Origin of the sequence: Novosphingobium piscinae, assembly GCF_014230355.1 — a bacterium.
GTDB lineage: Bacteria > Pseudomonadota > Alphaproteobacteria > Sphingomonadales > Sphingomonadaceae > Novosphingobium > Novosphingobium piscinae.
This window is the reverse complement of sequence record NZ_JACLAX010000010.1, coordinates 22,945-48,966: the sequence shown is the minus strand read 5'-3', so window position 1 is coordinate 48,966 and position 26,022 is coordinate 22,945. Positions and strand designations below refer to the sequence as shown.

Genomic DNA, 26,022 nt, shown 5'->3' with positions numbered 1-26,022 from the left:
GGCAAGCGAGGACATCAATCCCCAGCTACCGAGCATCTGTTTCATCCTCAGGCCGAGCTGCGTTATCACTGACAGCTCCTACCTCGAACGTGACACTCACAGCACCGCCGTCAGCAACTGCACGTTTTACCGCAAGCGACATCTCAGCATGGAACGTACGGCGCAGGTAGTCTTCGGCCCAATTGCTCGGACAGATCACGCGAAGATTGGTGCCATCGCAGAGAAGTGCGACGGCGCTAAACCAGTGATCCACGGCATGCTTGCCAAGCTGCTTTACCAGCTCCGCACGGATGGCACGCGATCGCAGGTCTTCGTCGCTGCGAGCGATGACGCGCTTGGACACGCTGTGTTTTGCGGCGTGGGTCGGCGCAGCCCACTCAAAGCTGGTGCCTGCTGCGAGGGCCTGCATCATCCTGAGATTATCTTGGACCAGCCAAAGCTCGAGCGCGGACGTCCAGTCGCGCTTGATGGCATTAGGACCCGATGCGCTCTGCCAGTGGAAGTAGAAAGACTTGCAGGACGCCTCAAAAGCCCCGGCTGGCCATTGAGCGACCATCCTGGTTACCGCGGCTGACAGTTCATTGACAGCGGGGGGCTGCCAATCCTTGGGCAGATGACAGCCAACGACGGGCACATTAACCCGAACTTGTTTCGAACTGGCGGCTGGTTTGTGGCGCGCTGGCGCGACACCTAAGGGGGGTTCAGGTTGGTTGAGAGGGGTTTGAGTCAAACTGTTAGACTGGTGGGGTGCACCTGCTTGACTGCTGAGGTTATCCGGTTTGACCGGTCTGTCGTTCTGACCCGTCAAACAACGTGACTGGTGACACGACTGATTCGCAAGGGGCAAACGCCGGATCGCATCGAGGTTGATGGCATAATCCTTGGTAAAGCCGTTGCTGTTTTGACGCAGCCCCTTTTCCACCAGAAGGCCATCGTCGATGAGGCTCTTTATCGTGTTGATGACCGTCGGCTTTGAGACCTCCAATTCCGCCGCCAGGCGCGGTTTGCTTGCCCAGATCCCAGTACCGTCATCACTCGCCTTGTCGGCAAGCAGCACCAGAACGTGCTTACGCATGTGCGTACCCACCTTACGCTTCCATACTTCTGAGAGGACAAGGTTGCTCATCCTTACTCAGCCGTGTCCGAGCGAAAAGCTGCTTCCAGCTCCGTTTTACGAAAATACAGAGCTCCGCCCTTGCGGATGCACGGCAGGTGGCGATGTTCGACCAAGTGATAAACAGTGCGCGGCGACACTCCAAGGTAGCAAGCGGCAGCCTTTGCGCCCCGCAATAGGTCAACAGAGATCTTGCTCACAACCGCCTCGTGTGGAATTCAAATGGAAACGCCACCCTATCGATTTCACTTGCGCCGTCAAGCTGAAATGGTAACGGTTCCCTTTCGATAATGAGGCAACGCATGACTTACACCTTTGGGGACATCATTCAGGCTCTCGAAGTGATGTACGGGATACCTGACAGCCGCCGATCCACTTTCGCGGCTCGGCTCAAGCACTTTCAGAAGCTGGGTTTCCCTCGCGGTACAAACACCGGACGAGGCCACGCCGCAGTCTATAGCGCCGAACACGCCTTTCTTCTTGCCTTCGTCCTTGAGCTTAACCAGCTGGGCCACACGCCAGAGCGCTCAATAGCGCTGGCCGGTAAAGTCTTGTTTGGCGTGATTGACGCTATTCCTCACATTCTGCAGAAATTCGCCAATCCCGACCGAATTTTCTACATTAGAATCCAATCTCGTATGCTCACCTACGCACTAACCGGATCTAAACGCCTGCCTATTGGCATGTTTTCGGTGAATAATGGTGAGTCATTTCCAGATTCATTTCTCCAAGATCCTTCTGTTGCTTTTATGAATGTAAACATCATAATTGAAAAGCTGATAACATGCATGGCCACGTTTTCGCCAAAATTTTCTGATGAATTGATTGCATGGGCTAATGCAAACCATTCTAGAACAACCGAATACTACGATTTTGATTCAAGCCATGGCGATTCGTAAGCGAGTTTGGTGCCTGCCGGATGGCACAACCAAGCAGGCTTGGTTGGTGGACTACCGTGACCAAGCGGGCATACGCCGCGCAAAGCAGTTCGCCCGTAAGCGTGATGCGGAGGAATGGGCCATCACCGCTAGGGCTGAAGTGCAACGAGGAGTCCACACTCCGGAGAGGACATCCGTTACGATCGCAAAAGCGGCTGATTTTTGGTTGGATACAGCACGTGCAAATGGCCGTGAGCCCACGACGATCGCAGCCTATGAGCAGCAGGTAAGGCTTCACATTGTCCCGGCCTGCGGAGCAATCAAGCTGTCTCAGCTAACAGCCCCCAAAGTCCGGTCCGTCCTGGATGGATGGCGTAGCTCGCTCTCTAAGCCGATGACATCGCGACTACTCCGATCGCTAAAGTCCATCATTTCGGAAGCCCAAGAACGAGGGTTCCCGCGCTCGCTAGGAAAGACCAGATCTAGGTCGCTTACTGGGCATGCGAGTTTCCACGTTTTCAGGAGAGTGACGACCCGCGGCGGAAGCGGAATGGTGCGGAAACCAGCCTTCGACTTGGGTGGGCCGATCACGCCGGCAGCATCAGCTCGCTGGCTGACAGTAACGGTGCCGTTGGTGAAATCGACGCCCTTCCAGGACAGCCCCCGCAGTTCGGAGGCTCGCAAACCGCTAAACACCGCTAGTTCGACCAATACCTGAGTTTTCAAGTCAGCTTGCTCGCCCGCAGCCTCCAATATCGCGCGCAAGTCGCCTTTCGCAGGGGGAGTTACCTTCCCTTTTTCTCGGGCGTCGCGAGGTAACTTGACCGCAAGTGCGACATTTTGAGCAACCAAGGCGCTATCGCACCGCACCGCAACCCTCGCTATTGTTGGTCCGGTCCAGATCGCGGCGGGTGTAGCGAGAGCAACAGTCTCGGAACATGGAGAGACCGTGTTGTCTCCCAAGTACGGCCTCCATGCGTTCCGCCATGCAGCGGCATCCCTCTGGATCGAACAGGGGCTCAACGCCAAACGGGTTCAGGTGCTGATGGGCCACAGCAGCATACAGGTCACCTTCGACACCTATGGCCATCTGTTTGAACAACACGAGAAGGGGCGCCAGGATGCGGCAGCCATCGAACGCGCACTGTTCTCAAATGCTACATAGATGCAACAAATAGCTAAAACAGCTAGGTTTCCGTAGCGTCAAAAACGCACTCTGACTCCGTCAATCGAGGTTCGAATCCTCGCGGGGCATCCACGCTTTTCCGCCAGCCCTGGTTCCCTCACCCGGCCATCCGCCGGTAGGCGCAGCACACTTGCGCTGGATCAATGCGCGTCCGTGCGCCAGCCTTGATCCTGTTGACTGTCCAACCGGCGAGACAGTCCCATGCGCATTCTTCTGGTCCATCCCAACTATCACTCCGGCGGCGCCGAGATCGCAGGCAACTGGCCGCCCGCCTGGGCTGCCTATCTGGCTGGAGCCCTGCGCGGGGCCGGCTATGACGACGTGCACTTCATCGATGCGATGACCGACCATGTCGACGATACCGAGCTGGAGGCGCGAATCCGCGCGCTCAAGCCCGATGTGGTCGGCACGACGGCGATCACGCCATCGATCTACAAGGCCGAAGAGGTGCTGCGCCTGGCCAAGGCGGTGTCGCCGGCGATCGTCACCATGCTGGGCGGGGTCCACGCCACCTTCATGTTCAAGCAGGTCCTGACCGAGGCGCCGTGGATCGACGTGATCGTCCGCGGCGAGGGCGAGGAGATCCTGCTCGACCTGATCCGCGCCATCGACGAAGGCCGCTGGCCGCTGGCCCGCCACGCCATCCAGGGCCTGGCCTTCCTCGACGGGCCGGACATCATCGCCACCAAGGCCGCACCCACGGTCAAGGACCTGGAGAAGATCAAGCCCGACTGGGGCATCCTGGAGTGGAGCAAGTACGTCTACATCCCGCTGGGCAAGCGGGTGGCGATCCCCAACATGGCGCGCGGCTGCCCGTTCACCTGCTCGTTCTGTTCGCAGTGGAAGTTCTGGCGCGACTACCGCATCCGCGATCCCAGGGCCGTGGTCGACGAGATCGAGACCCTGGTCAACGATCATGACGTGGGCTTCTTCATCCTTGCGGACGAGGAGCCGACGATCAACCGCAAGAAGTTCATCGCCTTCTGCGAGGAACTGATCGCGCGCGGCCTGCCCGAGCGGATCCAGTGGGGGATCAACACCCGCGTCACCGACATCCTGCGCGACGAGGACTACCTGGCGCTCTACCGCAAGGCCGGGCTGGTCCACGTCTCGCTCGGCACCGAGGCGGCCGCGCAGCTCAAGCTGGACCTGTTCAACAAGGAAACCACGGTCGAGCAGAACAAGAAGGCGATCCGCCTGCTGCGCGAGGCGGACATCCTGGTCGAGGCGCAGTTCATCGTCGGGCTGGAGAACGAGACCGCCGAGACCCTCGAAGAGACCTACCGCATGGCCCAGGACTGGAAGCCGGACCTCGCCAACTGGTCGATGTACACGCCCTGGCCCTTCTCCAACCTGTTCGAGGAGCTGGGCGACAAGGTGGAGATCCACGATTTCGACAAGTACAACTTCGTCACCCCGATCATCAAGCCGGCGGCGATGGAGCGCGGCGAGCTGCTCGACCGGGTGATGAACAATTATCGCCGGTTCTACATGCGCAAAGCGCTGTTCTCGTACCCGTGGCAGGGCACCGGCTATCGCCGCAAGTACCTGCTGGGTTGCCTGAAGGCCTTCCTCAAGGCCGGGTTCCAGCGGACCTTCTACGATCTCGGCCGGGTCAACTACTGGGGCCCGCAGTCGCGCAAGACCGTGGACTTCCAGTTCGACCGCAGCCGCACCCTGGCGCCGGCCCAGACCGCCGACTGGCAGGCCGCCGCCGAGCGCAGCCGTAAGGCGGCGGAACGCGGCGCGGTGGTCCATGATGCGGCGGGCGCGATCAAGGCCTGCGGCGGCGGTGACCAGCAGCTGAGCGAGGACGAGCCCGATGCCTTCGCGCCCGCAGCAGACCGCTCCACGGCGGGCGGCGGGTTCGCCCACCTGTGAATGCGCCCGCTGAGGTGGCGAGCGGGCGCGTCGGCCCCAATGCCATTATCCAGCTCGTCGCCGCGCTGCAGGCCCGCCACGGTCCAGGCGCGGCAGAGGCCCTGCTGCATGCCGCCGGACTTGACCACTACCGCACATCCCTGCCGGAACGGATGACCGACGAGCGCGAAGCTGCTGCACTTCACCGCGCGGTGATGGTCCACTATCCAGCCGAATGGTCCGATCTGGCACGCCGGGCCGGGGAAGGCACGGCCGAGTATCTCCTCGCCCATCGTATCCCGCGCCCGGTGCAGCGGGTGCTGCGCTGGCTGCCGCCTGGCTGGGCCGCACGCCTGCTGCTCCGCGCCATCGCCCGCCATGCTTGGACCTTCGCGGGTTCGGGCAGCTTCACCGCCCGACTGGAGCGGGAAGGCGTGACCATCATGATCGCCCACAATCCTGTCGCCACCCCCGGCTGCCCCTGGCATGTCGCCGTGTTCACCACGCTGTTCCGCGCCCTCGTGTCCCGGCGCACCCGGGTAGAGCAGCCCGACTGCTGCGCCCGCGGGGACGCGGCCTGCCGGTTCGTGCTCACCTGGCATCGCCCGCGATCTGGCTGGTGGCGTCCTGGTGATCAGTTGCCTGTTGCCTCCGGCTGAGAATTTGCGCACGCTCGCCGTCTGAGACTGTTCGGACGCCACCATGCCCCCCTTCGATCGCCGCCGCCTGCTTTCCGCCGCCGGACTGGCCCTCGTCACCGGGGCCGGTCGCGGTCTGGCCCGGACGGTCGACCTTCCGTTCGACAACGGCACGCGTCCGCTGGTCAGACTGCCGCAGAAGCGCGAGATGATCCTGCTGACCGCGCGCCCGCCGCAGCTTGAGACCCCGTTCAGCGTCTTCAACACCGGGATCATCACCCCCAACGACGCCTTCTTCGTCCGCTATCACCTTTCCGGCCTGCCGACCGAGATCGATCCGGCAACCTTCCGCCTCACCATCGCTGGCCATGTCGAGCGGCCTCTCTCGCTCTCGCTGGCCAGCCTCAAGCGGGACTTTCCGGCAACCGAAGTGGTGGCGGTCAACCAGTGTTCGGGCAACAGCCGCGGCTTCGTCGAACCGCGGGTCGGCGGCGGCCAGCTCGGCAATGGCGCGATGGGCAATGCCCGTTGGCGGGGCGTGCCGCTGCGCGCGCTGCTCGACCGGGCGGGGATCCGCGCTGGGGCGGTCGAGGTGACCTTCAACGGACTCGACACTCCGCCAGCCGAAACCGTCCCCGACTTCATCAAGGCCCTTGACCTTGACCATGCGCGCGATGGCGAAGTGATGGTCGCCTATGCCATGAACGGGACCGACCTGCCATTGCTCAACGGTTTCCCCCTGCGCCTGGTGGTGCCTGGTTACTACGGCACCTACTGGGTCAAGCATCTGAACGAGATCACGGTGCGCGACAGCGCGTTCGACGGCTACTGGATGAAGACCGCCTATCGCGTCCCGGACACCGCCTGCGCCTGCGTGGCGCCCGGCGAAAAGCCGACGGCGACCCGGCCGATCTCCCGCATGAACGTGCGCTCTTTCGTCACCAGCCATGCCGACGGGGCCCGCGTCGCGGCCGGGCGCACGGAGGTGCTGCGCGGGATCGCTTTCAGCGGTGGCGAGGGAGTGGCTCGCGTGATGGTCTCGACCGACGGGGGACAGGTCTGGCAGGAGGCCAGACTGGGAGAGGATCTGGGTGGTTATTCCTTCCGCGAATGGCAGGCCGGCGTGGTGCTGCCACCAGGGCGCCATCGCGTGATGGTGCGCGCCACTACCCGCGATGGCGAGACCCAGCCGCTCGAGCCGCGCTGGCAACCGGCCGGCTACATGCGCAATGTGGTCGAAACCGTCCTGGTGGAGGCGGTTTGATGCGCGCACCCGGATGGCTTTTGACGGCGGCTGCGGCCCTGCTGTCCAGCGGACTGGCCGCCCGCCCCTTGACCCTGACCCTGCCCGAGGAGACGGTTCCGGCCGCGCTCGCCGATGCCGAAGGCGAGACGGTGGTCACCCATTGCTCCGCCTGCCACTCGCTTGAATACATCGTCACCCAGCCGCGCGGCAAAGGGGCCCAGTTCTGGAAAGATGCGGTGACGAAGATGGTCAACGTCTACAAGGCACCGCTCGAGCCTGCCGAGGCCGACGCCGTCGCCGGGGTGCTCGCGCGCAAGTTCGGCTAGGCCGGGGCGGATGGCCTGCCGGCCGCGGCCGAGCGGCGCGCGATTCGTCCGGTTCTGGCAGGTCCTGGAACCAGGCCGGCGAGGACTTGGGGGTGCTCCGAAAGGAAATGTGCACAGTTCGGTCGCCCGCCAGCGGCAGCCTGGCGCGACGTGGCCTGTAGGCCGTCTGGACGCACTGTCTTTTTGGCACGCAATGTATACAAGGCGTGCAGATAACAGAACGGGCCGGGCCGGGTCGCCCCGCTCGTCGCCGCCAGGAGGAGGATCCCTTGCCGGACCATGGTTCGACTTCCCGTTCCTCGAAGCTGATCAAGCTGGGCACGGGGATTCGCGATCTGCTTGTCCAGTCCGACGCCCTCGGACTGCCCTATGTCGCCATCCATTTGTGCAACGCGCTCGAATCCCTCGAGGCCGAAGCGCCGATGGGTGACATGTCTGTCGGGACCGACGGGGCCGATGGCGCCGGGCCGCTGCCCGGCTGACCCCCGCGCCGAATTGCCACAGCCCCCCCAAAAGGCTATAATCCCGCGGGAACCGTGCCCGGGATGGGCTTGCGCCCCCAGCTTCAGGATCACCGCACGATGGCATCGTCCATGCTATCCGAGACCCCCGAGGAGAAGCAACGACAGCTCGCGCGCCTGTCGATCAAGGAGCGCGAGGTGCTTGATCAGCTGTTGCTCCACAAGCCGCTTAAGCTGGTCGCCCATGACCTTGGCATCACGCTGAGTGCAGTCGACCAGCGCCTCAAGGGCGCCCGGGTCAAGCTGGGTGCGGCCGACCGCAACGCAGCGGCGCGGGCCTATGCCGCGCTGCTGGCGACCTGTAGAGAATCCACATATGGATCTGAGGCGGTAGGCGCCGACCCCGAAGCGCAGCTAATCCGGTCCCCGGAACCGCTTACGGGTGCCACCTTCATGTTGCAGGACAGCGGCACGATCATCGTTCCGCCAGGCCTGTTTGGAGCCGGCCATTCCGAGGCGGTCTCGGAGGTTCTGGACGAGAAGTTCGGGCGGCTTTGGCGCGTGATCGCCATTCCCACCCTGGCTCTGGCCATCGCCATGCTGGCGTTGGCCCTGATGAGCATGGCCCGGGTTTTGGGCGATCTGCTCTGACGGGGATCTCCGCAACCCTTGGTTCGGGCCTGCCATGGCCCGCCCCGCCGGAGATGCCATCATGACCATGACGACCGAAATCGCCACCCTGCGTATCGCCCGTGACCTCAAGACGCTGGAGGACGCGATCGATGCCGCCATCGCGGCGCAGTGCGCGCTGGGCGCGACGCTCGCCCAGGCCCGGATCGACACCGAGACCCCGATGGTCAGCGGCCACGTGGCGATGATGCGCCTGGCCAAGGCCGGACAGATGCTGATTGCCGCACGCGCTGACACGATCCGCGCCCATGAGGACCTCTACAAGGTCGGCGAGGAGCGCGGCAGCGTGCTCACTTCGCCGAAGCCTGCCGCCGCGCTCGAGCGGTTCGAGGTCGCCACCGCAGCTTGACGGGCCGTGGCCAGCGGCAACAAGGTTGGGCATGGTGCTTGTCCTGCTCAACCTGTTGCTCGGCCTGGTCGCCGTCATCTCGGCCCTGCGACTGGGAGGCGATATCGAACGCCGCGGGGCCTGGCTGATCGTCGCAATGTACGGGCTGGGGTTTGCCGGCGACTGGCTGCTTGGCAGTCGGTCGGCCCCGCTCAGTCCCGCCGCACTGGCGCAGGATCTCGTCGCCTTCGTGGGGTTTTCCTACCTGGGCATCTATTCGAAAAGGGTCTGGCCACTATGGGCCGCAGCGTTTCAACTGCTGAGCGTCGGAGCTCATGGTGTGCGGGCTTTCGAAATCGCCGTGCGCCCGATCGTCTATGCGTGGATGATGACCGGACCCACCTGGGCGGTGCTGGTGCTGCTGCTCATCGGAACCTTTGGCCATCGCCGGCGGATGTCTTCGTCCGCCAGCGCGCGCTCCTGGCCAAGCTGATCGGTGGTGACCGCGTCGGGGCTGATCAGGTCGCGATGCGGTTGATGGCCGCTTTCGGCTCGATCGGTAGTGTGATGGCGGCGGAGCCGGCTGCGCTGGCCCGGGTGGTCGATGACCCTGGGCTGGTTGACCGCCTGAGCGCCGCTCGCGCCGCAGTCATGGAGGGGCTCAGCGAACAGGTCCAGCAACTGCGCTTCGATCTTGGCCAACTGGCTTTGCAGCAGTGGATCATCGCCCTGTTCAAGGGCCTGCGCCGCGAACGCATCCATCTCGCGCTGCTCGACTCGGACCGCCGGCTGATCTGTGACGAGCCGCTGGGCGACGGCGGCTTGCGCGGCGTCACCGGCAACCTGCGCCGAATTGTCGGCCGCGGGATCGGGGTGGATGCCGCCGCCGTGGTCCTCATGCACAACCATCCTTCGGGCAATGTCCGGCCCAGCGCGGCCGACATCGCCGAGACCCGCCGGATCGGCTTCCTGCTAGGCAATCTCGATCTGCCGCTGGAGGATCACCTGGTGGTGGCCGGCAATGCCATCTTCAGCATGCGCGGGGCGAACCTGCTATGACCCGGCCTGCTCCCGAACCCCACCCGCCTGAACGCCGCGTTGCGGACGCAGGCATGACCAGCGAAGCACGACGCCTGGACCAGGCCGCTGAGGCCGAAGCGCTTGGCCGGAGCCTGCTCGACCTGGCCGCGCGGATCCGCAACGACACCTCCCGGCGCGAACCTGCGCCCTCCCCGACCGAGCGGCCGGCGAAGCCGGCCGTCGCGGACCCCACGACACTCGCGCGCACCGTGGCCAGCCTGCAGGGGCTACGACAGCGACGCTTGCGGCATTTCGGCCTGGCTCTCGCCGGCGAGGCGGCGTGGGACCTCCTGCTCTCGCTCTACGAGGCCCGCCTGGCCCGCCGCGAGCTGAGCTTCTACCAGCTCTGCGCGACTGGCGGCGCCTATCCGGCGACGATCCGGCGCTGGCTGGCAGTGCTGGCCGGCCTCGGCCTGATCGAGGTCGAGGGTGAGGGCGGCGACCCAGTCGCGGAGCGTCCGCGACTGACCCGCAAGGGCGAGATCGCCATGACTGAGTGCCTCAGCGGGCTGTCGCTGCCCGCCTGAGCCCGCCCGTCAGACCAGCTCGACCGCCATGGCGGTGGCCTCGCCGCCACCGATGCACAGCGAGGCGACCCCGCGGCGCAGCCCGCGCTCCTCAAGCGCACCGAGCAGGGTGGCGAGAATGCGCGCCCCGCTCGCGCCGATCGGATGGCCCAGCGCCGTCGCGCCGCCATTGACGTTGAGCGCCTCGGCCGGGATGCCAAGCTCCTTCGCGGCGATCATCGCGACCACGGCGAAGGCCTCGTTGACCTCGAACAGATCGACGTCGCTCACGCTCCAGCCCGCCTTGGCGAGCAACTTCTGGATCGCCGGGACTGGCGCCGAGGTGAAGCGTGCCGGCTCATGGGCGTGGGCCGCACAGGCGACGACGCGGGCCAGCACCGGCAGACCGAGCCGCTCGGCCACGCTCGCCCGGGTCAGGACCAGCGCGGCGGCACCGTCCGAGATCGACGAGGCATTGGCCGCGGTGACCGTGCCATCGGGTACGAAGGCGGGCTTGAGCGTGGGAATCTTGGCTGGGTTGGCCTTGCCCGGCTGCTCGTCGGTATCGACCACGGTTGCCCCGCCGCGGCCGGGGACCGAGACAGGCACGATCTCGCGCGCGAAGGCCCCGCTGGCGATCGCCGCGTTGGCCCGCTCCAGCGAGCGGATCGCATAATCGTCCTGCTCGGCACGGGTGAACTGGTAGGCCCGCACCGCGTCCTCGGCGAAGACGCCCATGGCCTTGCCGGGTTCATAGGCGTCCTCGAGCCCGTCAAGCGCCATGTGATCGAACACGCGGTCGTGGCCGAAACGCGCACCCGAGCGGTGCTTGGCGAGCAGGTAGGGCGCATTGCTCATGCTCTCCATGCCCCCGGCCACGACCACATCGACCGCCCCCGCGGCGAGCGCCTCGCTGGCCATGATCGCCGCCTGCATGCCGGAGCCGCAGACCTTGCTGACCGTGGTGGCCTGGACCGACAGCGGCAGCCCGGCGCCCAGCGCGGCCTGGCGCGCCGGAGCCTGTCCGAGCCCGGCGGGCAGGACGCAGCCCATGTAGAGCCGCTCGATCGCGGCGGGATCGACCCCGGCGCGCTCGACAGCGGCCTTGACCGCCACGGCCCCGAGCTCGGTCGACTTGAGCGCGGCGAAGGCGCCCTGGAAGCCGCCCATCGGCGTGCGGGCATAGCTGGCGATGACGACGGGATCATGCGACACGGGCAGACTCCTTGAGCAGGCGCGGGATGCGTTGGCGGCCCACATAGGCGGCCGGAATGCGCTCGACAACACCTGCCCAGCCGATCGCGGCAGGGATCGCGGGGGCAGGACCACCCCAGCGCGGCCATCGCGCTCAGCGCGGCTCCAGCGCGAGTTGGGGGGCCGCGGGATCGCTGGCCGTCGTCCCGAGCGCCGACAGTGTGACACCGACCAGCCGGATGCCCTGCGGCAGGGGAAACAGCCCTTGGACCAGGGCGAGGCTCAGCGCATGGAGCTCGGCGCGGCTGGCGATCGGCGCGGCCAGGGTGCGGCTGCGGGTGGATTGGCGAAAATCGGCCCACTTGACCTTGACCGTGACCGTGCGGCCGCGCCCTCCGCTGCGCTCGCACCACGCCCAGACATCGTCGGCCATGGCCAGCACGCCCCGCTCGATCCGCGCCGGATCGCTGAGATCGGCATCGAAGGTCGTCTCCGAGCCGACCGATTTGCGTGTGCGATCCGGGTTGACCGGGCGGTGATCCTCGCCCCGCGCCAGCGCGTGATACCAGCGTCCGGCCCGACCGAAGCGCTGGACCAGGGCCTCGAGCGGCCATTCCCGGAGATCGGCGCCGGTGCGGATACCGGCAGCGTGCATCCGTGCGGCGGTGGCCGGGCCGACACCATGGAAGCGCGTAACCGGGAGGGCCGCGACGAAGGCCTCGCCCTCACCCGGCTGGATCGCGAACTGCCCGTTCGGCTTGCGTTGGTCTGAAGCCAGCTTGGCAAGGAACTTGTTGTACGAGATTCCCGCGGAGGCGGTCAGCCCGGTCTCGGCCTGGATGCGCGCGCGGATCGCGCGGGCCGTGGCCCAGGCACTGGGCATGCCGGCGCGATTGGCGGTGACGTCGAGGTAGGCTTCGTCCAGCGCCAGCGGTTCGATCAGCGGGGTGAAGGCAGCGAAGATCGCATGGATCTGGCGCGACACGGCCCGGTAGACATCGAACCGGGGCGGCACGAAGACCAGGTCGGGGCAGCGCCGCAGGGCGGTGACCGAGGGCAGCGCCGAACGCACCCCGAAAGCCCGCGCCTCGTAGCTGGCCGCCGCCACGACCCCACGCCGCGCCGGATAGCCCACCGCAACCGGACGGCCACGCAGGGCGGGGTCGTCGCGCTGCTCGACCGACGCGTAGAACGCGTCCATGTCGACGTGGATGATCTTGCGGATCGCCGGATCGGCCATGCCCGTCCCTTAGCACGGTGCGGCCACCGGGCGAGCGAACTGTTGGATCGCCCTGGCCGGCCGCGCTGCGACCTAGCGGCGTCCGTTCCCGATGGGACGGATGCGGGGCAGCTCGGGCGTAGCGCGCCGGGCGTCGACCCGGCCCACTCGCACGCCACGCGCCATAGCCGCCCCGCGGCAGGTCCGGCGCTGACGGCGACGGGCCCGGAGACGGTCAGGCGAGTGTGCTGGTGCTGCTCGCGAAGTAGTCGGAACGGATGACCTCGACGTCCGAAAGGAAGGTCACGCCAGGGCGGGTCTCGAACAGACGCGACAGGCCGATCGCCACTTCGCTGATCACCGGAGCCTCGGCCACGCCGACGAACATGACCAGCCCGGTGTGGTCGTTGAAGATGCTGCGGCCCTGGTGGAATCCGCCGTGTCCCATCCCCGCGACGTCGCGGATCATGGTCCAGCCGCCGACCCCGGCGGTCTTGAGCAGGTCCTCGACCGCGCCGTGGTCTTCGGCGTGGACGACGATCTCGATCTTTCTCAGCCGGTGCAGTTGCAGCCGGGTGAACGCGTTGGTGCTCATGCGAAAATCTCCTAGGCGAGGGTCAGGTCTTGCGGATCGGTGCCTTCGGCGTCGGGTTCGGCCCGGGGCTGCCAGCAGCGCGTGCGGCCGGTCTCGGGATCGATCACCACCAGCTGGACCCAGCCGTTGCCGAACAGCCGGCCAAGGATCTCGTTCGCGGTGATCACCGCCTCGACCCGGGCGAGCGGGGCATGGACCACGGTGAGCAGGCGCTGCGGCACGTGGTAGGCCTCGCCCGCATCGGTGAACAGCGACTGCCGGGGCAGACCGATGCGCAGATCGCCGCCGTTGCCCTGGATCACCCCGATCCCGCCGAGCACGTTCTGGGTGACCTTGTCGCCCGAGCCGTAGCGGTGGTTGTCGACCGTGGAGAACAGGTACTGGCAGTTGATCCACTGCGCGACGACCATCGGCGCGGTGAGGATCGTGGTCAGCGCGGTGCCATCGGCATCAGCGGTCCAGTCATAACTGTGCAGGAAGGCGCGGCCGGCCAGATCGATCCCGCTGGTCCAGGCCCGCGGCCCGACGAGGAACGCGGCATTGCCCGCCAGACCCCATTCCGGACGGACCTCGCCCCAGTGCACCGCACCCGTCAGCAGATCTTCCGGCGAGCGGCCGAGCAGCGGCGCGCGGCGGGCCCGATTGGCGGCAGCCGCGCGTTCAAGCGCAGCCTCGAGCGCGGCGAGATCGGCGGCATGGCTGGCGGGGACCCGGTCGCGGTCGAACAGGACCACAGTGTCGGTGGTCGTATCGTGCTCGGCGGCCAGCACCACCGTGTCGGCCGGCAATACCAGTCCCTGCGCAGCAAGGCCCTCGCGCACCGCGGGCTCGTTGAGCATCGCGGCGAGGATCCGGGCATTCGCCCCGCCCTTGTGGCCCCCGCAGGCGCCACAGTCCAGCGCGGCGGCATAGGGATTGTTGACCGCGCTGCCGCCATGGCCGGCCAGCACGAGCAGACGGGCGGTCTGCGGCTTCAGCCCGGTCAGCCGGAACAGGGCCGAGGCGTAACCGATCTTGTCCTCGAGCGTGAAGGCTGGCCGGGCGCAATCGCCCGGATGCCGGTCGAGCGTGGGCGCCAGCACGGCTGACCGCTCGGGCGCGAGGGCCCGGCTGACCCGCTGGAGCGCACGCGGGCCGACCGTGCGCGCCGCCATCAGCAGGCCGGCGAGCGGCCCGGTCGCCTCGGCGGTGGCGAAGGCGGTCGCGGTACCCTGCTTGGCGGCCCCGAACAGCGCGGCCGTGCCACGATCGCGGACAAGGCCTTCCGAGAGGCTGGCGGCAGCCGCCTCCTGCCCCGGCACCGGAGCCTCGGCCACGTCATGCTGCGGGGCGAGCAGGACCGGCAGGAACCGCTTGCGGCGCTCCTCACCGTGCCGATGGAGCGCGATCGGCAGCCCGAAGAAGCCGGCATAGCCGAAGGTCTCGTACGAACCCTGGGCCTCGAGCGCCCGCCGGAACGGCTCCGAGCGCACGTCGATGCAAAACACCAGTTGGGCATCGGGGCGTGCTTCGACCGCGGCGCCGGCGACGTCGAGCCGCGCGGCGGCGGTCTCGAGCTGCGGAACGAGGGTGTTGCGATAGGTCCATTCAGCCGCGGTCATGAACAGTCCGCCCAGGCGATCATCGCTGTACCCGGCAACCTGCCGCACAATCCCGCTGGCGCTGGCCAGGGCGGCGTCGCGGGTCGCGGCATCCCAGCCGAAGTGGGCGGCCAGCGCCGGGACTGCGGCCGTCGCCGGGTCCGCGGCGACTGGACGGGGGGTCAGCGCCCCGGCCCGCTCGAGCAGCAACCACAGGGCCAGCAGGTCGGCCATGGTGCCGGGAGCGGCGGCCACATTGGCGGGATCGGTGTGCTCGGCCCGCCAGCGGATGTGCCCGGCCCAGCCCGGCAGCCGCGCGACCAGTCCGGCAAGATGGCCGACCTCGCCGCCCTCGGGCACGCCTAGCGCGGCCAGCCCCTCGGCGATGGCGGTGAGCGGATCGCGCGACACCGTCAGCAGCAGCTGGGCTCCGGCGGTGCCGGTCAGCCGCGCATAGTCGGGGTCATGTCCGGCCAGGGCCAGGACCGCGCGATAGAGCCCGAGCTCGCGGTGCGGCATCGGACTGGCCGCCTGGCCCTGGTCGAAGAACGCGGCGCACCACTTGGCGAGGAAGGCGACCTCGGGTGTCAGGGCCTCGCGTTCGACCTCCGCCTGCTGCGGGTCAAGCACGGTGAGGCGGGCGATGAGCAGATCCAACGCGGTCACCCCGGGGGTCACGACCGCATGGGCGGGATAGCTGCCCCCGAGCGCGCGGATGGCGACATCGCGCAGCATCCGCGGGTCGATCCGCCCCGCCGCATAGAGCTGGCGCCAGGCGGTCAGCGGCAGGCTTTCCCGGGCACCGAAGCGCTGCGCCGCCTGTTGCACGGCCTCGGCGAAGGGCAGGTCCTCGAAGCCGGCGAGCGGATTGACCGCGATTGCGCTTTCCAGCGGCCAGAGCGGCGGCACGCTGCGGGCGGCAAGGGCGACCAGCCCGGCGGTCTCGGTGCGGGTCAGCACCACATCGGGGACGGTGAGAGCGGCCATCATGTTCATGTCACGTCTCCGGGGTAGCCGGGGCGATCCCGGCATTGAGCAGGTGGATGTAGAGCGCTGCGGGCAGCGGCCGGGCCTGGCGATGCTGCTGCCAGACCCACGCGGCCAGGAACCCGGCCAGCAGGGCAAGCAGCGCCCAGGGTGGCAGGATCGCAGCAGCGTCGGGGCCCACCAGATGCTCGATCACGGTGAGCCCGGCGACATGGAAGCCGATCAGGGCCAGGACCAGACTGCCGATCGCCAGCCGCGCCCGCCACGGCAGGGTCGCGCCGAAACCGGCCGCGAGGGTGGCGAGGGCCGTGGCGAGTCCGAGCAGCAGCGGAACCAGGCTGCCGCCCGGCGCAGAGGTGAGGGTCAGCCAGGCGCCCAGCGCCAACGTGGCCGTGGCCACCATCGTGACCATACCGGCGCTGCCCAGCCCGGCAGCCTTGTCGGCGCGGGTACCAACCGACGAGCCCGAACCGAGGAACAGCCACGCCTTGAACAGGCCGTGGGCGACAATGTGCCAGAGCGCGGCGGCATAGGCGCCCAGTCCGCAGCTCATGATCATGAAGCCCATCTGCGAGACGGTCGAACCGGCCAGCGAGCGCTTGATGTCGGGACGCACGCTCATCACCCCGACCCCGTAGAGCGCGGCGAGCAGGCCAATGGCGACGGCTACGATCCGGGCCAGCGGTGCGGCCTCGAACACAGGGGCGAAACGGATCAGGAGAAACCCGCCGGCATTGACCAGCCCGGCGTGCATCAGCGCCGAGACCGGGGTGGGAGCGGTCATCGAGGAGAGTAGCCAGCCGGAGAAGGGCGGCAAGGCGCAACGCGCGGCAGCAGCGACCAGCAGCAACAGGGCTGCGGCGAGGGTGAGCTCGGCCGGGAGCGCCGGGGCAGCGGCCACAATGGCGTCGATCCGGATAGTGCCCGCAGCGCTGGCCAGCAGGGCCAGGGCCGCGAGGAACGCCGCATCGCCCAGCGCGAAAGTCCGCAGGGAGCGGCTCGCTGCGGCACGCGCCTCGCTCCAGGCCGCCTCATGGCCGACCAGTTGCGCCAGCAGGAGACCACTCGCCACCCAGCCGGCAGCCAGCACGATCACGTTGCCGGCAAGGGCGAACAGCAGCACGCTGCCGACCAGCAGGCCGACCTGCGTGAAGTAGCGCCCGGGGCGACGATCGGCGCGCATGTAGCGCAGCGAGAAGGTGGTCACGATCGCGGCGACGAAGAGCGTCAGCAAGGCGATCACGGTCTCCAGCCCGGTCATCCCGGCGGGCGGGCCCTGCAGCACAGCGGTGGCGGCGCCAAGCAGAGCGAAAGCGCTCCACAGGGCGGTGGCAAGCAGCCGCCCGGCCCGAGTGCCGTGCGGGCAGGGTCCGGACACGAGGGCGGCCGGGGCCGGTTCGGTCGGAAGTCTATCTGCAGTCGACATGGTGTCCCCTTTCGAGGGTGGCAGATGGCGCAACCCCACCAATTGGTGAAACGAGTTATGAAAATACCAGCCATTGACATTGGAAATGGTAGATGACAGAGCCAGGGCCATGCCCGGCACCCGCACGCTCGATCTCGACCTGCTCCGCTGCTTCGTCACCATTGCCGAAACCGGCAGTTTCACCCGCGCCGGCGAACGCCTCGGGCGGACCCAGTCCACCATCAGCCTCCAGGTCAAGCGGCTCGAGGACCAGCTCGGCCGGGTGGTTTTTGCCCGGACCCCGCGAACGCTCAGCCTGACCCCCGAGGGCGAGCGGCTGCTCGGGCCCGCACGCCAGCTGCTGCGCCTCAACGACGCCGCCATCGCCGAGCTGTTCGAGCCGGACATGACCGGCCGGGTCCGACTGGGCGTACCTGAGGATTTCGCCACGGCCCATCTGCCGACGGTGCTGTCTGCCTTTGCCAAGGCCCACCCGCTGGTCGAGCTCGAGGTGACCTGCGACCTGACCCTGAACCTGCTCGACCGCTTCCATGGCGGCGCTTTCGACCTGGTGCTGGTCAAGCGCGAGCCTTCGGCCCCGCTCGAAGGCGTGCGGGTCTGGCGCGAGCCGCTGGTCTGGGTGGCGCGCGATCAGCTCGCCGTGGCCGGGCAGGCTTGCGTTCCGCTGGTCGTCTCACCCGAGCCTTGTGTCTATCGCAAGCGCGCGGTCGAAGCGCTCGAGGCAACCGGGCGGACCTGGCGGATCGCCTACACCTCGACCAGCCTGGCGGGCAGCCAGTCAGCCGTGAACGCCGGGCTGGGCATCACGGTGCTCCCGCGCGAGATGGTGCCGCCCTATCTCACCGCGATCACCGACGATCCGGCCCTGCCCCCGCTCTACGATACCGAGATCGCGCTGATCGAGGCCCCCGGCCTGTCGGCTACAGCCCACCGCCTGGCCCAACATATCGTGGCCGCCCTGGAGCGTGGTGCCTAGCCGGTCAGCGATTCAGCCGGCGGCGATGCCCTGGCGCAGCAGACCGTTGGCCAGGGCAGCGATCTCCTCGGCGGCCAGGTCTTCGCTCCACACCACGTAGCGCAGCCCGAGAAACACGTTCATCCCCATGATTGCCCAGGCATGGGCCTCGCTGAGATCAGAACGGAAATCCCCCCGCGCCATCCCCGCGGCCAGCCGTTCGTGGATGCGTCCGGCGGTAGTCTCGTAGTGGCGGCGAAAGCTGGCCGGGTCGACGAACTCGGCCTCGTCGATGATCCGGTAGATCTCCTTGTGCTCGCGCGCAAAGCGCAGGAACGCTGCGAGCGCGGCGCGCTCCACCGCAAAGGAATCTCCGCCCGGTGACGGGGCCTGCCGCGCCGCGTCGCGCACCCGGCCTGACAGGTCGCGGACCAGCGCCTGGAAGATCTCCTCTTTCGATTCGAAGTAGGTGTAGAAACTGCCCAGCGCGGTTCCGGCGCGCCGGGTGATGCCGGTGATCGAGGTCTCGTGGAAACCCTTCTCGCCGAATTCAATCGCCGCGGCGTCGAGCAGCTTGCGCAGGGTCTTGCGGCCCCGGTCGGTGCGCGGAACGCGATCCCCGGGCGGCGGGGCAGGGTCTGGACCTGTGTTCATTGCGCCACAGCTACCGGGAACCGCCGGTATTGGCAAATAATGAAAGTTGAACCGACTTTCATATTGAGGTAGCCGTGTCCCATAAGGTTCAGATGGGAGCATAGGGATGTTCAAGGCACGCATTTCTGCCAATCGTCCGAGCGCGCTGGCATTGGCCACGCTGCTCGTCGCCGCCCCAGGCGTCCTGGCCACTCCGGCCGCGGCGCAGGATCAGCCCGCGCCGGCCGCGGCTGCCGACGACGGCGACGGCGCGATCGTCGTCACCGCCCGCCGCCGCGAGGAGCGGCTGGTCGAAGTGCCGATCGCGCTGACCAGCTTCAGCGCCGACCAGCTTGCCCGCAGCGGCGCGCTCGACATCACCGACCTCGCGCAGGTCGCACCCAACGTCACGCTGGAGCCGTCCCGCGGGACCAACTCGACCCTCTCGGCCTTTATCCGCGGCATCGGCCAGCAGGATCCGGTCTCGGGCTTCGAGCAGGGCGTCGGCATCTATCTTGACGACGTCTACCTCAACCGTCCGCAGGCGGCGGTGCTCGATATCTACGACGTCGAGCGGATCGAGGTGCTGCGCGGCCCGCAGGGCACGCTCTATGGCCGCAACACCATCGGCGGTGCGTTGAAGTACGTGACCAAGATGCTGCCCGACACGCCTTCGCTGCGCATCCGGGCAACCTACGGCACCTACAACCAGGCAGAAGCGGTGATAACGGCCTCGGCCCCGGTCTCGGACCTGATCCGCGTCGGCGGCTCGCTCGCCCGGCTGCGGCGCGACGGGTTCGGCAAGAACCTGACCACCGGGCTGGACAACTACGACAAGAACATCTGGGCCGGTCGCGCCACGCTCGAGCTGGGCGGCAATGGTCAGCCCGTGCTGGTGCGCTTCTCGGGCGACTACACGCGCGACAAGTCCAATCCGCGGGGCGGCACCCGGCTCATCCCCGGTCTGCTTTCGGGCGCCCCGGTCCTGCCCAACGTGTTCGACACGCGTGGCGGACTGAACGATCCGCGACAGGACATCGAGGCTGGCGGCTTCGCCATCAACGCGTCCGCCGAGCTCAGCGAGGCGATCACGCTGCGGTCGATCAGCGCCTGGCGCCGCGACGTCAGCCGTACCCCGATCGATTTCGACGCGCTCCCGGCAAGCGACGTCGACGTGCCCGGAATCTACCGGAACGAGCAGGTCAGCCAGGAATTCCAGGTGCTGTATGACGACGGGCCGCTCAAGGGCCTGCTCGGCGCCTACTACCTCGGGGCCAAGGCCGACACGCAGTTCGACGTGCGCCTGTTCACCACCCTCGCCGGGCTTACCGCCTTCACCCAGGCCAATGTCGATACCGAGACCTGGGCGGTCTTCGGCGATTTCACCTACGACGTGACCGAGCAGGTCAGCCTGTCGGTCGGCGGCCGCTACACCTCGGACGAGCGGCGGGCCAACATCCTGCGACAGAACTACCTCGGCGGCGGATCCCCGGTGTTCGGCGGCGCCGGTGTGGCCTTCGGCGCACCAAGCACCAACTTCACCGGGCGCTCCGTGTTCCGCAAGTTCACCCCCCGCGCCTCGCTCAGCTTCAGGCCCAACCGCGATCACAACCTCTACGTGTCCTATTCACAGGGCTTCAAGGGCGGCGGGTTCGATCCGCGCGGGGTGGGCGTGAATGCCCCCGACCTCAACAACGACGGGACCCGCTCGCAGGACGAGATCGCCCGCTTCCTCAGCTTCCGGCCGGAAAAGGTCGACAGCTACGAGGTCGGCTACAAGGGCAACCTGTTCGACGGCGGGCTCTACATCGCCCTCGCCGGCTTCTATGCCGACTACACCGACGTCCAGATCCCGGGCTCGGTCGCCTGCACCGTCGGCAATCTGCCCAGCTTCTGCGGCGTGGTGTCGAACGCCGGCAAGGCCCGCTTCAAGGGCGTCGAGGCCGAGGGCACGGCCCGGCTCGGCCGGGACCTGCTGTCGCCGGGCGATCGGCTCAGTCTGTCGGGCACCTTCGGCTACATCGATGCCAAGTTCCTGCAGTACATCACGCTGGTGGCAGGCCAGCCGACCGACGTGGCCGCCTTCCGCAAGGTCCAGAACACTCCACGCTGGACCTGGAGCAGCACCCTTGCCTACGAGACCCCGCTGGGCGAGGGCCGGCTCAACCTCGGCACCACTGTCTCCTACCGCTCGAAGACCTATCAGTTCGAGATCCCCAACCCCTACATCGACCAGCCGCGCTTCGCGCTGTGGGATGCCAGCGCGGTCTATACCGCCCCGGGCGGACGCTGGAGCCTCGGGATCTATGGCCGCAACCTGCTGGACCAGAGGTACAAGACCTCGGGCTACACCTTCATCGCCGCCAATGCGACCACCGGCGTCCCGGTCCTCGGTGGCAACGGTCTGCCGATCGCCTCGCTCGGACGCGAGGGCACGCTGACCGCCTTCTACGGCAATCCGCGGCAGGTCTTCGCCACGGCGACGCTGCAGTTCTGACCAGGTCAGGCCGGGCGGAGATACTGGTCTCCGCCCGGCGCCACGGGAGATCCCCATGGACTACCGCGTCCATCGCTACCGCAGCGCCTGCGGGCAGCTCGACCTGGCTGCGCGGCTTTATCCCGGTGAGGGTCCGCCGCTGCTGCTGATGCACGGGCTGACGCGCAACGCCGCCGATTTCGAGCCTCTCGCCGCAGCGCTGGACGGCCATTACCGGCTGATCGTGCCCGACCAGCGCGGCCGCGGCCTGTCCGCCTGGGATCCCGACCCGGCCCGTTACCGCCCCGACGTCTACGCCGCCGACATGTTCGCCCTGCTCGACGGTCTGGGCCATGGCGTGGTCGGTGTGGTCGGCACCTCGATGGGTGGGCTGATCGCGATGGTTATGGCCGCGCTGCGGCCAGGTGCGCTGCGGTGCATGGTACTCAACGATGTGGGCCCGGTACTCGATCCGGCGGGGATCGCGCGGATCCAGGGCTATGTCGGACCGGGCGGGCCGATCGCCAGCTGGGACGAGGCGGCGGCGCGCTGCCGCGCGATCAACGCCGCGGCCTTTCCCGATTTCGGCCCGAACGAGTGGCTGGCCTTCGCCCGCCGCACCTGCACCGTGACGTCGGACGGCACCATCGCCTTCGCCTACGATCCGCAGATCGCCCAGGGCATCCGCGGAGCCCAGCCGAGCACCGTGCCGCCGGATCTATGGCCGCTGTGGGACGGGCTTGCCGAGACGCCGGTGCTAGTGATCCGCGGCGCGCTGTCGGACTTGCTCTCGCGTGAGACGGTGGCAGAAATGGGCCGACGCCATCCCGGCGTGTTCCAGCAAGCCGAGGTGCCGCGCGTGGGCCATGCCCCGATCCTTGACGAACCGGCGGCACTGGAGCCGCTGCGCCTGTTCCTCGCGGCGCATGCCGGTTGACCCCGCGCCCGGCGCGCCGCCCCGGGCGCCGACGCGTCCCGGGCTAGTGCTGGCCATGCTGCTGGCGGTCTACGTGTTCAACTTCGTCGACCGCCAGATCCTCTCGATCCTCGCCGCCCCGATCCAGGCCGAACTGGGGCTGGACGATGCGCAGATGGGCCTGCTTGGCGGACTAGCCTTCGCCCTGCTTTACTCAACCCTGGGCGTACCACTGGCCTGGCTTGCCGATCGCACCAGCCGCTCCTGGGTGATAACCGGTGCGCTGGCGCTGTGGAGCCTGTTCACCGCGCTGTGCGGTCTGGCCCAGGGTTTCTGGCAGATCTTCCTCGCGCGGCTCGGCGTGGGGATCGGCGAGGCCGGCGGGGTGGCGCCGTCCTATGCCGTGATCGCCGACCATTTCCCCTCCGAGCGCCGCGCCTTCGCGCTGTCGATCTATTCGCTCGGCATTCCGCTCGGCTCGGCGCTGGGCGTCCTGGCCGGCGGCTACATCGCCACCCGGGTCGACTGGCGCGCCGCCTTCCTGGCGGTGGGCTGTGCCGGACTGGTGCTCGCCCCCCTGTTCAAGCTGGTGGTCCGCGATCCCGTCCGTCCGCGGCCCACTCCGGAAGGCGTCGCCGCCCCGGGCTTCCGCCGCGTGGCCAGCGGGCTCGCGCGCAAGCCCTCGTTCTGGCTTCTCTCCTTCGGCGCAGCGGCCAGCTCGATGCTCGGCTACGGGGTTGCCTTCTGGCTGCCGTCCTTGCTGCAGCGCTCCTTCGGGCTCACCCTGATCGAGACCGCCTGGTTCATCGGGGCGATCCTGCTGCTCGGCGGGACCGCCGGCATGCTGCTCGGCGGGTGGATCGCCGACCGCCTCGGACAGCGCCACCGCGGCTACTTCGCCTGGGTGCCAGCGATGGCCTTCGTGGCCGCCACACCGCTCTACGGCGCTGGGCTCTACACCTCGAGCACGATGCTCGCCTTCGTCCTGTTTCTGGTGCCACAGGCCCTGGCCTATGTCTGGCTCGGCCCGGTGCTCTCGGCGGTCCAGCATCTCGTCCGCCCGGCCGAGCGGGCCACGGCCTCGGCCTGTTTCCTGCTGATCAACAACCTGATCGGACTGGGCGGCGGGATCTATGCGCTGGGCGCCCTGTCGCGTGCGCTGGCCCCGGTCTACGGCGCCGAATCGCTGCGCTACTCGATGCTCTGCGGACTGGCGCTCTATCTGGTCAGCGCCGCCCTGCTGGCTCTCGCCGGACGCAAGCTGCCGCAGGACTGGGTCGCGGACGCCGCCGCCGACTGAGCGGCGGCGGCGCGGGTTGCGGCTCAGGCGAGCGCGGCGATTTCCGCCTTGGCCGCGGTGATCGCCGCCTCGGCTGCCTCGGGCCCGAAGGCCAGGCCCTCGGCGGTCACCACGGTCACGTCGGTCACGCCGATGAAGCCGAGCAGGCCCTTCGCGTGAGCGACGGCGAAGGGGAACCCGGCGGCATCATCGTACTTGCCGGCGCGCGACTGGGCGAGGATCGCCCGCTTGCCCTTGACCAGACCTTCCGGTCCCGTTGCCGTGTAGTGGAACGTCGTTCCGGCACGGGCGACGTAATCAAACCAGGCCTTGAGCGTCGAGGGCATGCCGAAGTTGTACAGCGGCAGGCCGATCAGCAGCAGGTCGGCCGCGAAAACCTCGCCGATCAGCTGGTCCTGCAGCGCGCGGGCTGCAGCGAACTCGGCACCTTCGGGCGCAGCGCGGCCGATCCCGGCAAGGCTGGCCGAGGTTACATGCGGCACGGGGTCGGCGTCGAGATCGCGCTCGACCACCTCGGCCCCGGGATGGGCGGCAAGGTAGGCGTCGATCAGCGCGTTGCTGACCGAGGCGGCGCCGGTCGCGGCGGTGCGCAGTACGAGAATCTTGGTCATGGTCGGGGTCCTTTCTGATGAGGGAGGGTCAATCGAAGCGATAGGAATCCATGCGCAGCACCCCCAGGTCGGTGGACTGGTGCAGACGGGTGGCCGTGGCGCCAGGGCCGGCCGCCCCCAGCGCCACGAACAGCGGCAGCAGGTGCTCGTCGGTGGGATGGTTGGCGGCGGCATGCGGCGCGAGCCGGCGGTAGGACAGCAGGTCGCAGGTGCGCCCGCCGAGGATCGCCGCATCCATCCAGTCGGCGAAGTCGCGCACCCAGTCGGGCGGCGCGGTCTCGGGCCCGGCCCCGCGCTGCAAGGCACCAAGGTTGTGGGTGAAGCTGCCCGAGCCGAGCACCAGCACGTTCTCGCGGCGCAGGGCCCTCAGCGCCTGGCCGAGCTGGAGGTGGTGGCCCGGGCCCAGCGCGCTCTGGACGGAAAGCTGCAGCACCGGGATCGCGTGATCGGGCCAGGCCAGCAGGAGCGGCACCCAGGCCCCGTGATCGAGCCCGCGCCCCGCGGCAACGTGGGCGCGCAGGCCGGCGGCGCCGATCAGGTCGGCGATGCGCTCGGCCAGGTCCGGCGCCCCGGGGGCGGGATAGCGCAGATCATAGAGCGGGGCCGGAAACCCCGAGAAGTCATGGATCGTGGCATTGACCGCATTCGCGCTGACCGACGGCACGGCGGTCTCCCAATGCGCCGAAACCACGACGATCGCCGCAGGCCGCGCGAGCGCGCCGGCCAGGTCTGCCAGGAACCGGCGCGCCGGGCTGTCCTGCAGCAGCAGCATGGGCGAGCCATGCGAGAGATATAGCGTGGGCTGCATGGCAGGCTCCGGCGGATCAACGGGACGGACTTGAGCTATTCCGATGACAGACGCATGGATATTCGCTAATTTTGCAGAACATCCATGCGAAAACGGATAAGCCTATGGACTGGGACGACGTGCGCAGCTTTCTCGCGATTGCCCGGGCGCGCAGCCTCTCGGGCGCTGCGCGCGAGCTGGGGGTCCGGCAGTCGACGATGAGCCGCCGGCTCGAGGCGCTTGAGGCACGGGCCGGAGCCCGTCTGCTCCAGCGGACGCCGCGCGGCTACGAGATGACCGCACTGGGCGAGGCCGTGCTCGGCAATGCCGAGCGGATGGAGGCCGAGGCGATCGCGGTCGAGCGCGCGGTCCAGGGCCGCGACGTGGCCCTTTCGGGCGTGGTGCGGCTGACCACCGTCGAGGTGATCGCCGAGCGGCTGGTGCCCCCCGCGATCGCTGCGCTGCATGCTCGCTACCCCGGCATCACCATCGACGTGCTGAGCGATCCACGCTCGTTCAACCTGTCGCGTCGCGAGGCAGACATTGCCATCCGCATGACCCGGTTCGAGGGCGCCGATCTGGTCAGCCGACGCATGACGGTGGCGGCGCTGGCGATCTATGCCAGCGAAGACTACCTTGCCCGGCATGGTGATCCGCTGGCGCCGGACAGCGAGTCCGGGGAGCACAGCCTGGTCACCGTGCTCGAGGACCAGGCCCACCTGACCGAGGTGCGCTGGTTCGAGGAGCAGCTCCCGCGCGCGCGCAAGGCCGTGCGCACCAACAACCGCAACGGCCAGCTGGCCGCCGTGCGCGCCGGGTTGGGCCTCGGATGCCTGCCCTGCGCGCTGGCCGATGGCGAGCCCGGGCTGGTCCGCCTGACCAGCCCGGGCGCCGCCCCGCTGCGCGAGATCTGGCTGGGGGTGCACGAGGACCTGCGCCACATGCCGCGGATCCGGGCGGTGATCGACGCGCTCGAAACCGCTTTCGCCGCGACCCGCGCCGCCTGGCAGGGCCAGTGAGGAGGGCCAGG

At 68.0% G+C, this 26,022-nt stretch carries 28 protein-coding genes and 1 pseudogene; 18 read left to right on the top strand and 11 right to left on the bottom strand.

Annotated elements, in window-relative coordinates:
• Positions 1-25: 25 nt before the first annotated feature.
• Positions 26-1,075 (bottom strand): helix-turn-helix domain-containing protein, encoded by a 1,050-nt coding sequence (locus H7F53_RS11160; protein ID WP_185679569.1) that lies wholly within the window; start codon positions 1,073-1,075, stop codon positions 26-28.
• Positions 1,076-1,128: 53 nt separating this feature from the next.
• Entirely contained in the window at positions 1,129-1,314 is a 186-nt protein-coding gene (locus H7F53_RS17830; RefSeq protein ID WP_185679568.1) for a helix-turn-helix domain-containing protein, read from the bottom strand.
• 102 nt (positions 1,315-1,416) lie between these two features.
• Between H7F53_RS17830 and H7F53_RS11150 the strand changes: the two genes are divergently transcribed.
• A complete protein-coding gene (locus H7F53_RS11150; RefSeq protein WP_185679567.1) occupies positions 1,417-2,013 on the top strand; it encodes a hypothetical protein in 597 nt (198 codons plus the stop codon).
• Positions 1,952-2,344, top strand: a pseudogene (locus tag H7F53_RS17995) (tyrosine-type recombinase/integrase); the annotation flags it as partial. The gene H7F53_RS11150 and the pseudogene H7F53_RS17995, both read left to right, overlap by 62 nt.
• Here the strand turns inward: H7F53_RS17995 and H7F53_RS17990 are convergent.
• Entirely contained in the window at positions 2,323-2,862 is a 540-nt protein-coding gene (locus H7F53_RS17990) for a site-specific integrase (RefSeq protein ID WP_379542848.1), read from the bottom strand. The pseudogene H7F53_RS17995 and the gene H7F53_RS17990 sit on opposite strands and share 22 nt — an antisense overlap.
• 13 nt (positions 2,863-2,875) lie before the next feature.
• Here H7F53_RS17990 and H7F53_RS11135 point away from each other — a divergent pair, with 13 nt between their 5' ends.
• From H7F53_RS11135 to H7F53_RS11085, 11 genes are all read left to right on the top strand, one after another.
• Positions 2,876-3,157 carry a tyrosine-type recombinase/integrase gene (locus H7F53_RS11135; protein WP_185679649.1) on the top strand — a complete coding sequence of 94 codons (282 nt, stop codon included), beginning with the start codon at positions 2,876-2,878 and terminating at the stop codon, positions 3,155-3,157.
• Positions 3,158-3,379: 222 nt separating this feature from the next.
• The gene (gene bchE / locus H7F53_RS11130) at positions 3,380-5,059 is read left to right on the top strand and encodes a magnesium-protoporphyrin IX monomethyl ester anaerobic oxidative cyclase (RefSeq protein WP_185679565.1); all 1,680 of its coding nucleotides are present in this window, start codon (positions 3,380-3,382) and stop codon (positions 5,057-5,059) included.
• A complete protein-coding gene (bchJ, locus tag H7F53_RS11125) occupies positions 5,056-5,697 on the top strand; it encodes a bacteriochlorophyll 4-vinyl reductase (RefSeq protein WP_185679564.1) in 642 nt (213 codons plus the stop codon). The genes bchE and bchJ overlap by 4 nt, the downstream gene beginning before the upstream one ends.
• Positions 5,698-5,740: 43 nt before the next feature.
• Positions 5,741-6,940 carry a SorA family sulfite dehydrogenase catalytic subunit gene (sorA, locus tag H7F53_RS11120; protein WP_185679563.1) on the top strand — a complete coding sequence of 400 codons (1,200 nt, stop codon included), beginning with the start codon at positions 5,741-5,743 and terminating at the stop codon, positions 6,938-6,940.
• The gene (sorB, locus tag H7F53_RS11115; RefSeq protein WP_185679562.1) at positions 6,940-7,248 is read left to right on the top strand and encodes a SorB family sulfite dehydrogenase c-type cytochrome subunit; all 309 of its coding nucleotides are present in this window, start codon (positions 6,940-6,942) and stop codon (positions 7,246-7,248) included. The genes sorA and sorB overlap by 1 nt, the downstream gene beginning before the upstream one ends.
• 269 nt (positions 7,249-7,517) lie before the next feature.
• Positions 7,518-7,730, top strand: coding sequence for a hypothetical protein (locus H7F53_RS11110; RefSeq protein ID WP_185679561.1), 213 nt, complete (start codon positions 7,518-7,520; stop codon positions 7,728-7,730).
• Between the two features lie 99 nt (positions 7,731-7,829).
• Positions 7,830-8,360 (top strand): helix-turn-helix transcriptional regulator, encoded by a 531-nt coding sequence (locus tag H7F53_RS11105; RefSeq protein WP_185679560.1) that lies wholly within the window; start codon positions 7,830-7,832, stop codon positions 8,358-8,360.
• Positions 8,361-8,421: 61 nt separating this feature from the next.
• Positions 8,422-8,748 carry a hypothetical protein gene (locus H7F53_RS11100; protein ID WP_185679559.1) on the top strand — a complete coding sequence of 109 codons (327 nt, stop codon included), beginning with the start codon at positions 8,422-8,424 and terminating at the stop codon, positions 8,746-8,748.
• Between the two features lie 31 nt (positions 8,749-8,779).
• Complete coding sequence (locus tag H7F53_RS11095) at positions 8,780-9,220, top strand: hypothetical protein (RefSeq protein WP_185679558.1); 441 nt, start codon at positions 8,780-8,782, stop codon at positions 9,218-9,220.
• A 44-nt stretch (positions 9,221-9,264) separates the two neighbouring features.
• On the top strand, positions 9,265-9,786 hold the full coding sequence (locus H7F53_RS11090; protein ID WP_185679557.1) for a JAB domain-containing protein: 522 nt from the start codon (positions 9,265-9,267) through the stop codon (positions 9,784-9,786).
• Between the two features lie 53 nt (positions 9,787-9,839).
• Positions 9,840-10,334: a hypothetical protein gene (locus H7F53_RS11085; RefSeq protein WP_185679556.1), complete on the top strand. Its 495-nt coding sequence runs from the start codon at positions 9,840-9,842 to the stop codon at positions 10,332-10,334.
• 9 nt (positions 10,335-10,343) lie between these two features.
• Here H7F53_RS11085 and H7F53_RS11080 read toward each other — a convergent pair whose 3' ends face one another.
• The 5 genes from H7F53_RS11080 to H7F53_RS11060 all read right to left on the bottom strand — a co-directional run bounded on the left by H7F53_RS11080 (position 10,344) and on the right by H7F53_RS11060 (position 17,314).
• Positions 10,344-11,528 (bottom strand): acetyl-CoA C-acyltransferase, encoded by a 1,185-nt coding sequence (locus tag H7F53_RS11080; RefSeq protein ID WP_343062029.1) that lies wholly within the window; start codon positions 11,526-11,528, stop codon positions 10,344-10,346.
• Between the two features lie 133 nt (positions 11,529-11,661).
• Positions 11,662-12,747: a DNA polymerase IV gene (dinB, locus tag H7F53_RS11075; protein WP_185679554.1), complete on the bottom strand. Its 1,086-nt coding sequence runs from the start codon at positions 12,745-12,747 to the stop codon at positions 11,662-11,664.
• Positions 12,748-12,961: 214 nt separating this feature from the next.
• Positions 12,962-13,321 carry a P-II family nitrogen regulator gene (locus H7F53_RS11070; RefSeq protein WP_185679553.1) on the bottom strand — a complete coding sequence of 120 codons (360 nt, stop codon included), beginning with the start codon at positions 13,319-13,321 and terminating at the stop codon, positions 12,962-12,964.
• Positions 13,322-13,332: 11 nt separating this feature from the next.
• Positions 13,333-15,897 (bottom strand): DUF2309 domain-containing protein, encoded by a 2,565-nt coding sequence (locus tag H7F53_RS11065; protein WP_185679552.1) that lies wholly within the window; start codon positions 15,895-15,897, stop codon positions 13,333-13,335.
• 1 nt (position 15,898) lies between these two features.
• Positions 15,899-17,314, bottom strand: coding sequence for a proton-conducting transporter transmembrane domain-containing protein (locus H7F53_RS11060; RefSeq protein WP_185679551.1), 1,416 nt, complete (start codon positions 17,312-17,314; stop codon positions 15,899-15,901).
• Positions 17,315-17,423: 109 nt separating this feature from the next.
• On the opposite strand from H7F53_RS11060, the gene H7F53_RS11055 reads away from it, so the two are divergent.
• Entirely contained in the window at positions 17,424-18,290 is an 867-nt protein-coding gene (locus tag H7F53_RS11055; RefSeq protein ID WP_185679550.1) for a LysR substrate-binding domain-containing protein, read from the top strand.
• Positions 18,291-18,302: 12 nt separating this feature from the next.
• Here H7F53_RS11055 and H7F53_RS11050 read toward each other — a convergent pair whose 3' ends face one another.
• Positions 18,303-18,923, bottom strand: coding sequence for a TetR/AcrR family transcriptional regulator (locus H7F53_RS11050; protein WP_185679549.1), 621 nt, complete (start codon positions 18,921-18,923; stop codon positions 18,303-18,305).
• Positions 18,924-19,029: 106 nt separating this feature from the next.
• On the opposite strand from H7F53_RS11050, the gene H7F53_RS11045 reads away from it, so the two are divergent.
• The 3 genes from H7F53_RS11045 to H7F53_RS11035 are packed head-to-tail and all read left to right on the top strand — an operon-like array spanning position 19,030 to position 23,594.
• Positions 19,030-21,399, top strand: coding sequence for a TonB-dependent receptor (locus H7F53_RS11045; RefSeq protein ID WP_185679548.1), 2,370 nt, complete (start codon positions 19,030-19,032; stop codon positions 21,397-21,399).
• Positions 21,400-21,454: 55 nt separating this feature from the next.
• Positions 21,455-22,315, top strand: coding sequence for an alpha/beta fold hydrolase (locus tag H7F53_RS11040; RefSeq protein ID WP_185679547.1), 861 nt, complete (start codon positions 21,455-21,457; stop codon positions 22,313-22,315).
• Positions 22,305-23,594, top strand: coding sequence for a spinster family MFS transporter (locus H7F53_RS11035; protein ID WP_185679546.1), 1,290 nt, complete (start codon positions 22,305-22,307; stop codon positions 23,592-23,594). Before H7F53_RS11040 ends, H7F53_RS11035 begins: the two co-directional genes overlap by 11 nt.
• Before the next feature lie 23 nt (positions 23,595-23,617).
• Here H7F53_RS11035 and H7F53_RS11030 read toward each other — a convergent pair whose 3' ends face one another.
• Positions 23,618-24,205: an FMN-dependent NADH-azoreductase gene (locus H7F53_RS11030; RefSeq protein WP_185679545.1), complete on the bottom strand. Its 588-nt coding sequence runs from the start codon at positions 24,203-24,205 to the stop codon at positions 23,618-23,620.
• Between the two features lie 28 nt (positions 24,206-24,233).
• Positions 24,234-25,013 (bottom strand): DODA-type extradiol aromatic ring-opening family dioxygenase, encoded by a 780-nt coding sequence (locus tag H7F53_RS11025; RefSeq protein WP_185679544.1) that lies wholly within the window; start codon positions 25,011-25,013, stop codon positions 24,234-24,236.
• A gap of 104 nt (positions 25,014-25,117) precedes the next feature.
• Here H7F53_RS11025 and H7F53_RS11020 point away from each other — a divergent pair, with 104 nt between their 5' ends.
• Entirely contained in the window at positions 25,118-26,011 is an 894-nt protein-coding gene (locus tag H7F53_RS11020; protein ID WP_185679543.1) for a LysR family transcriptional regulator, read from the top strand.
• Positions 26,012-26,022 lie beyond the last annotated feature (11 nt).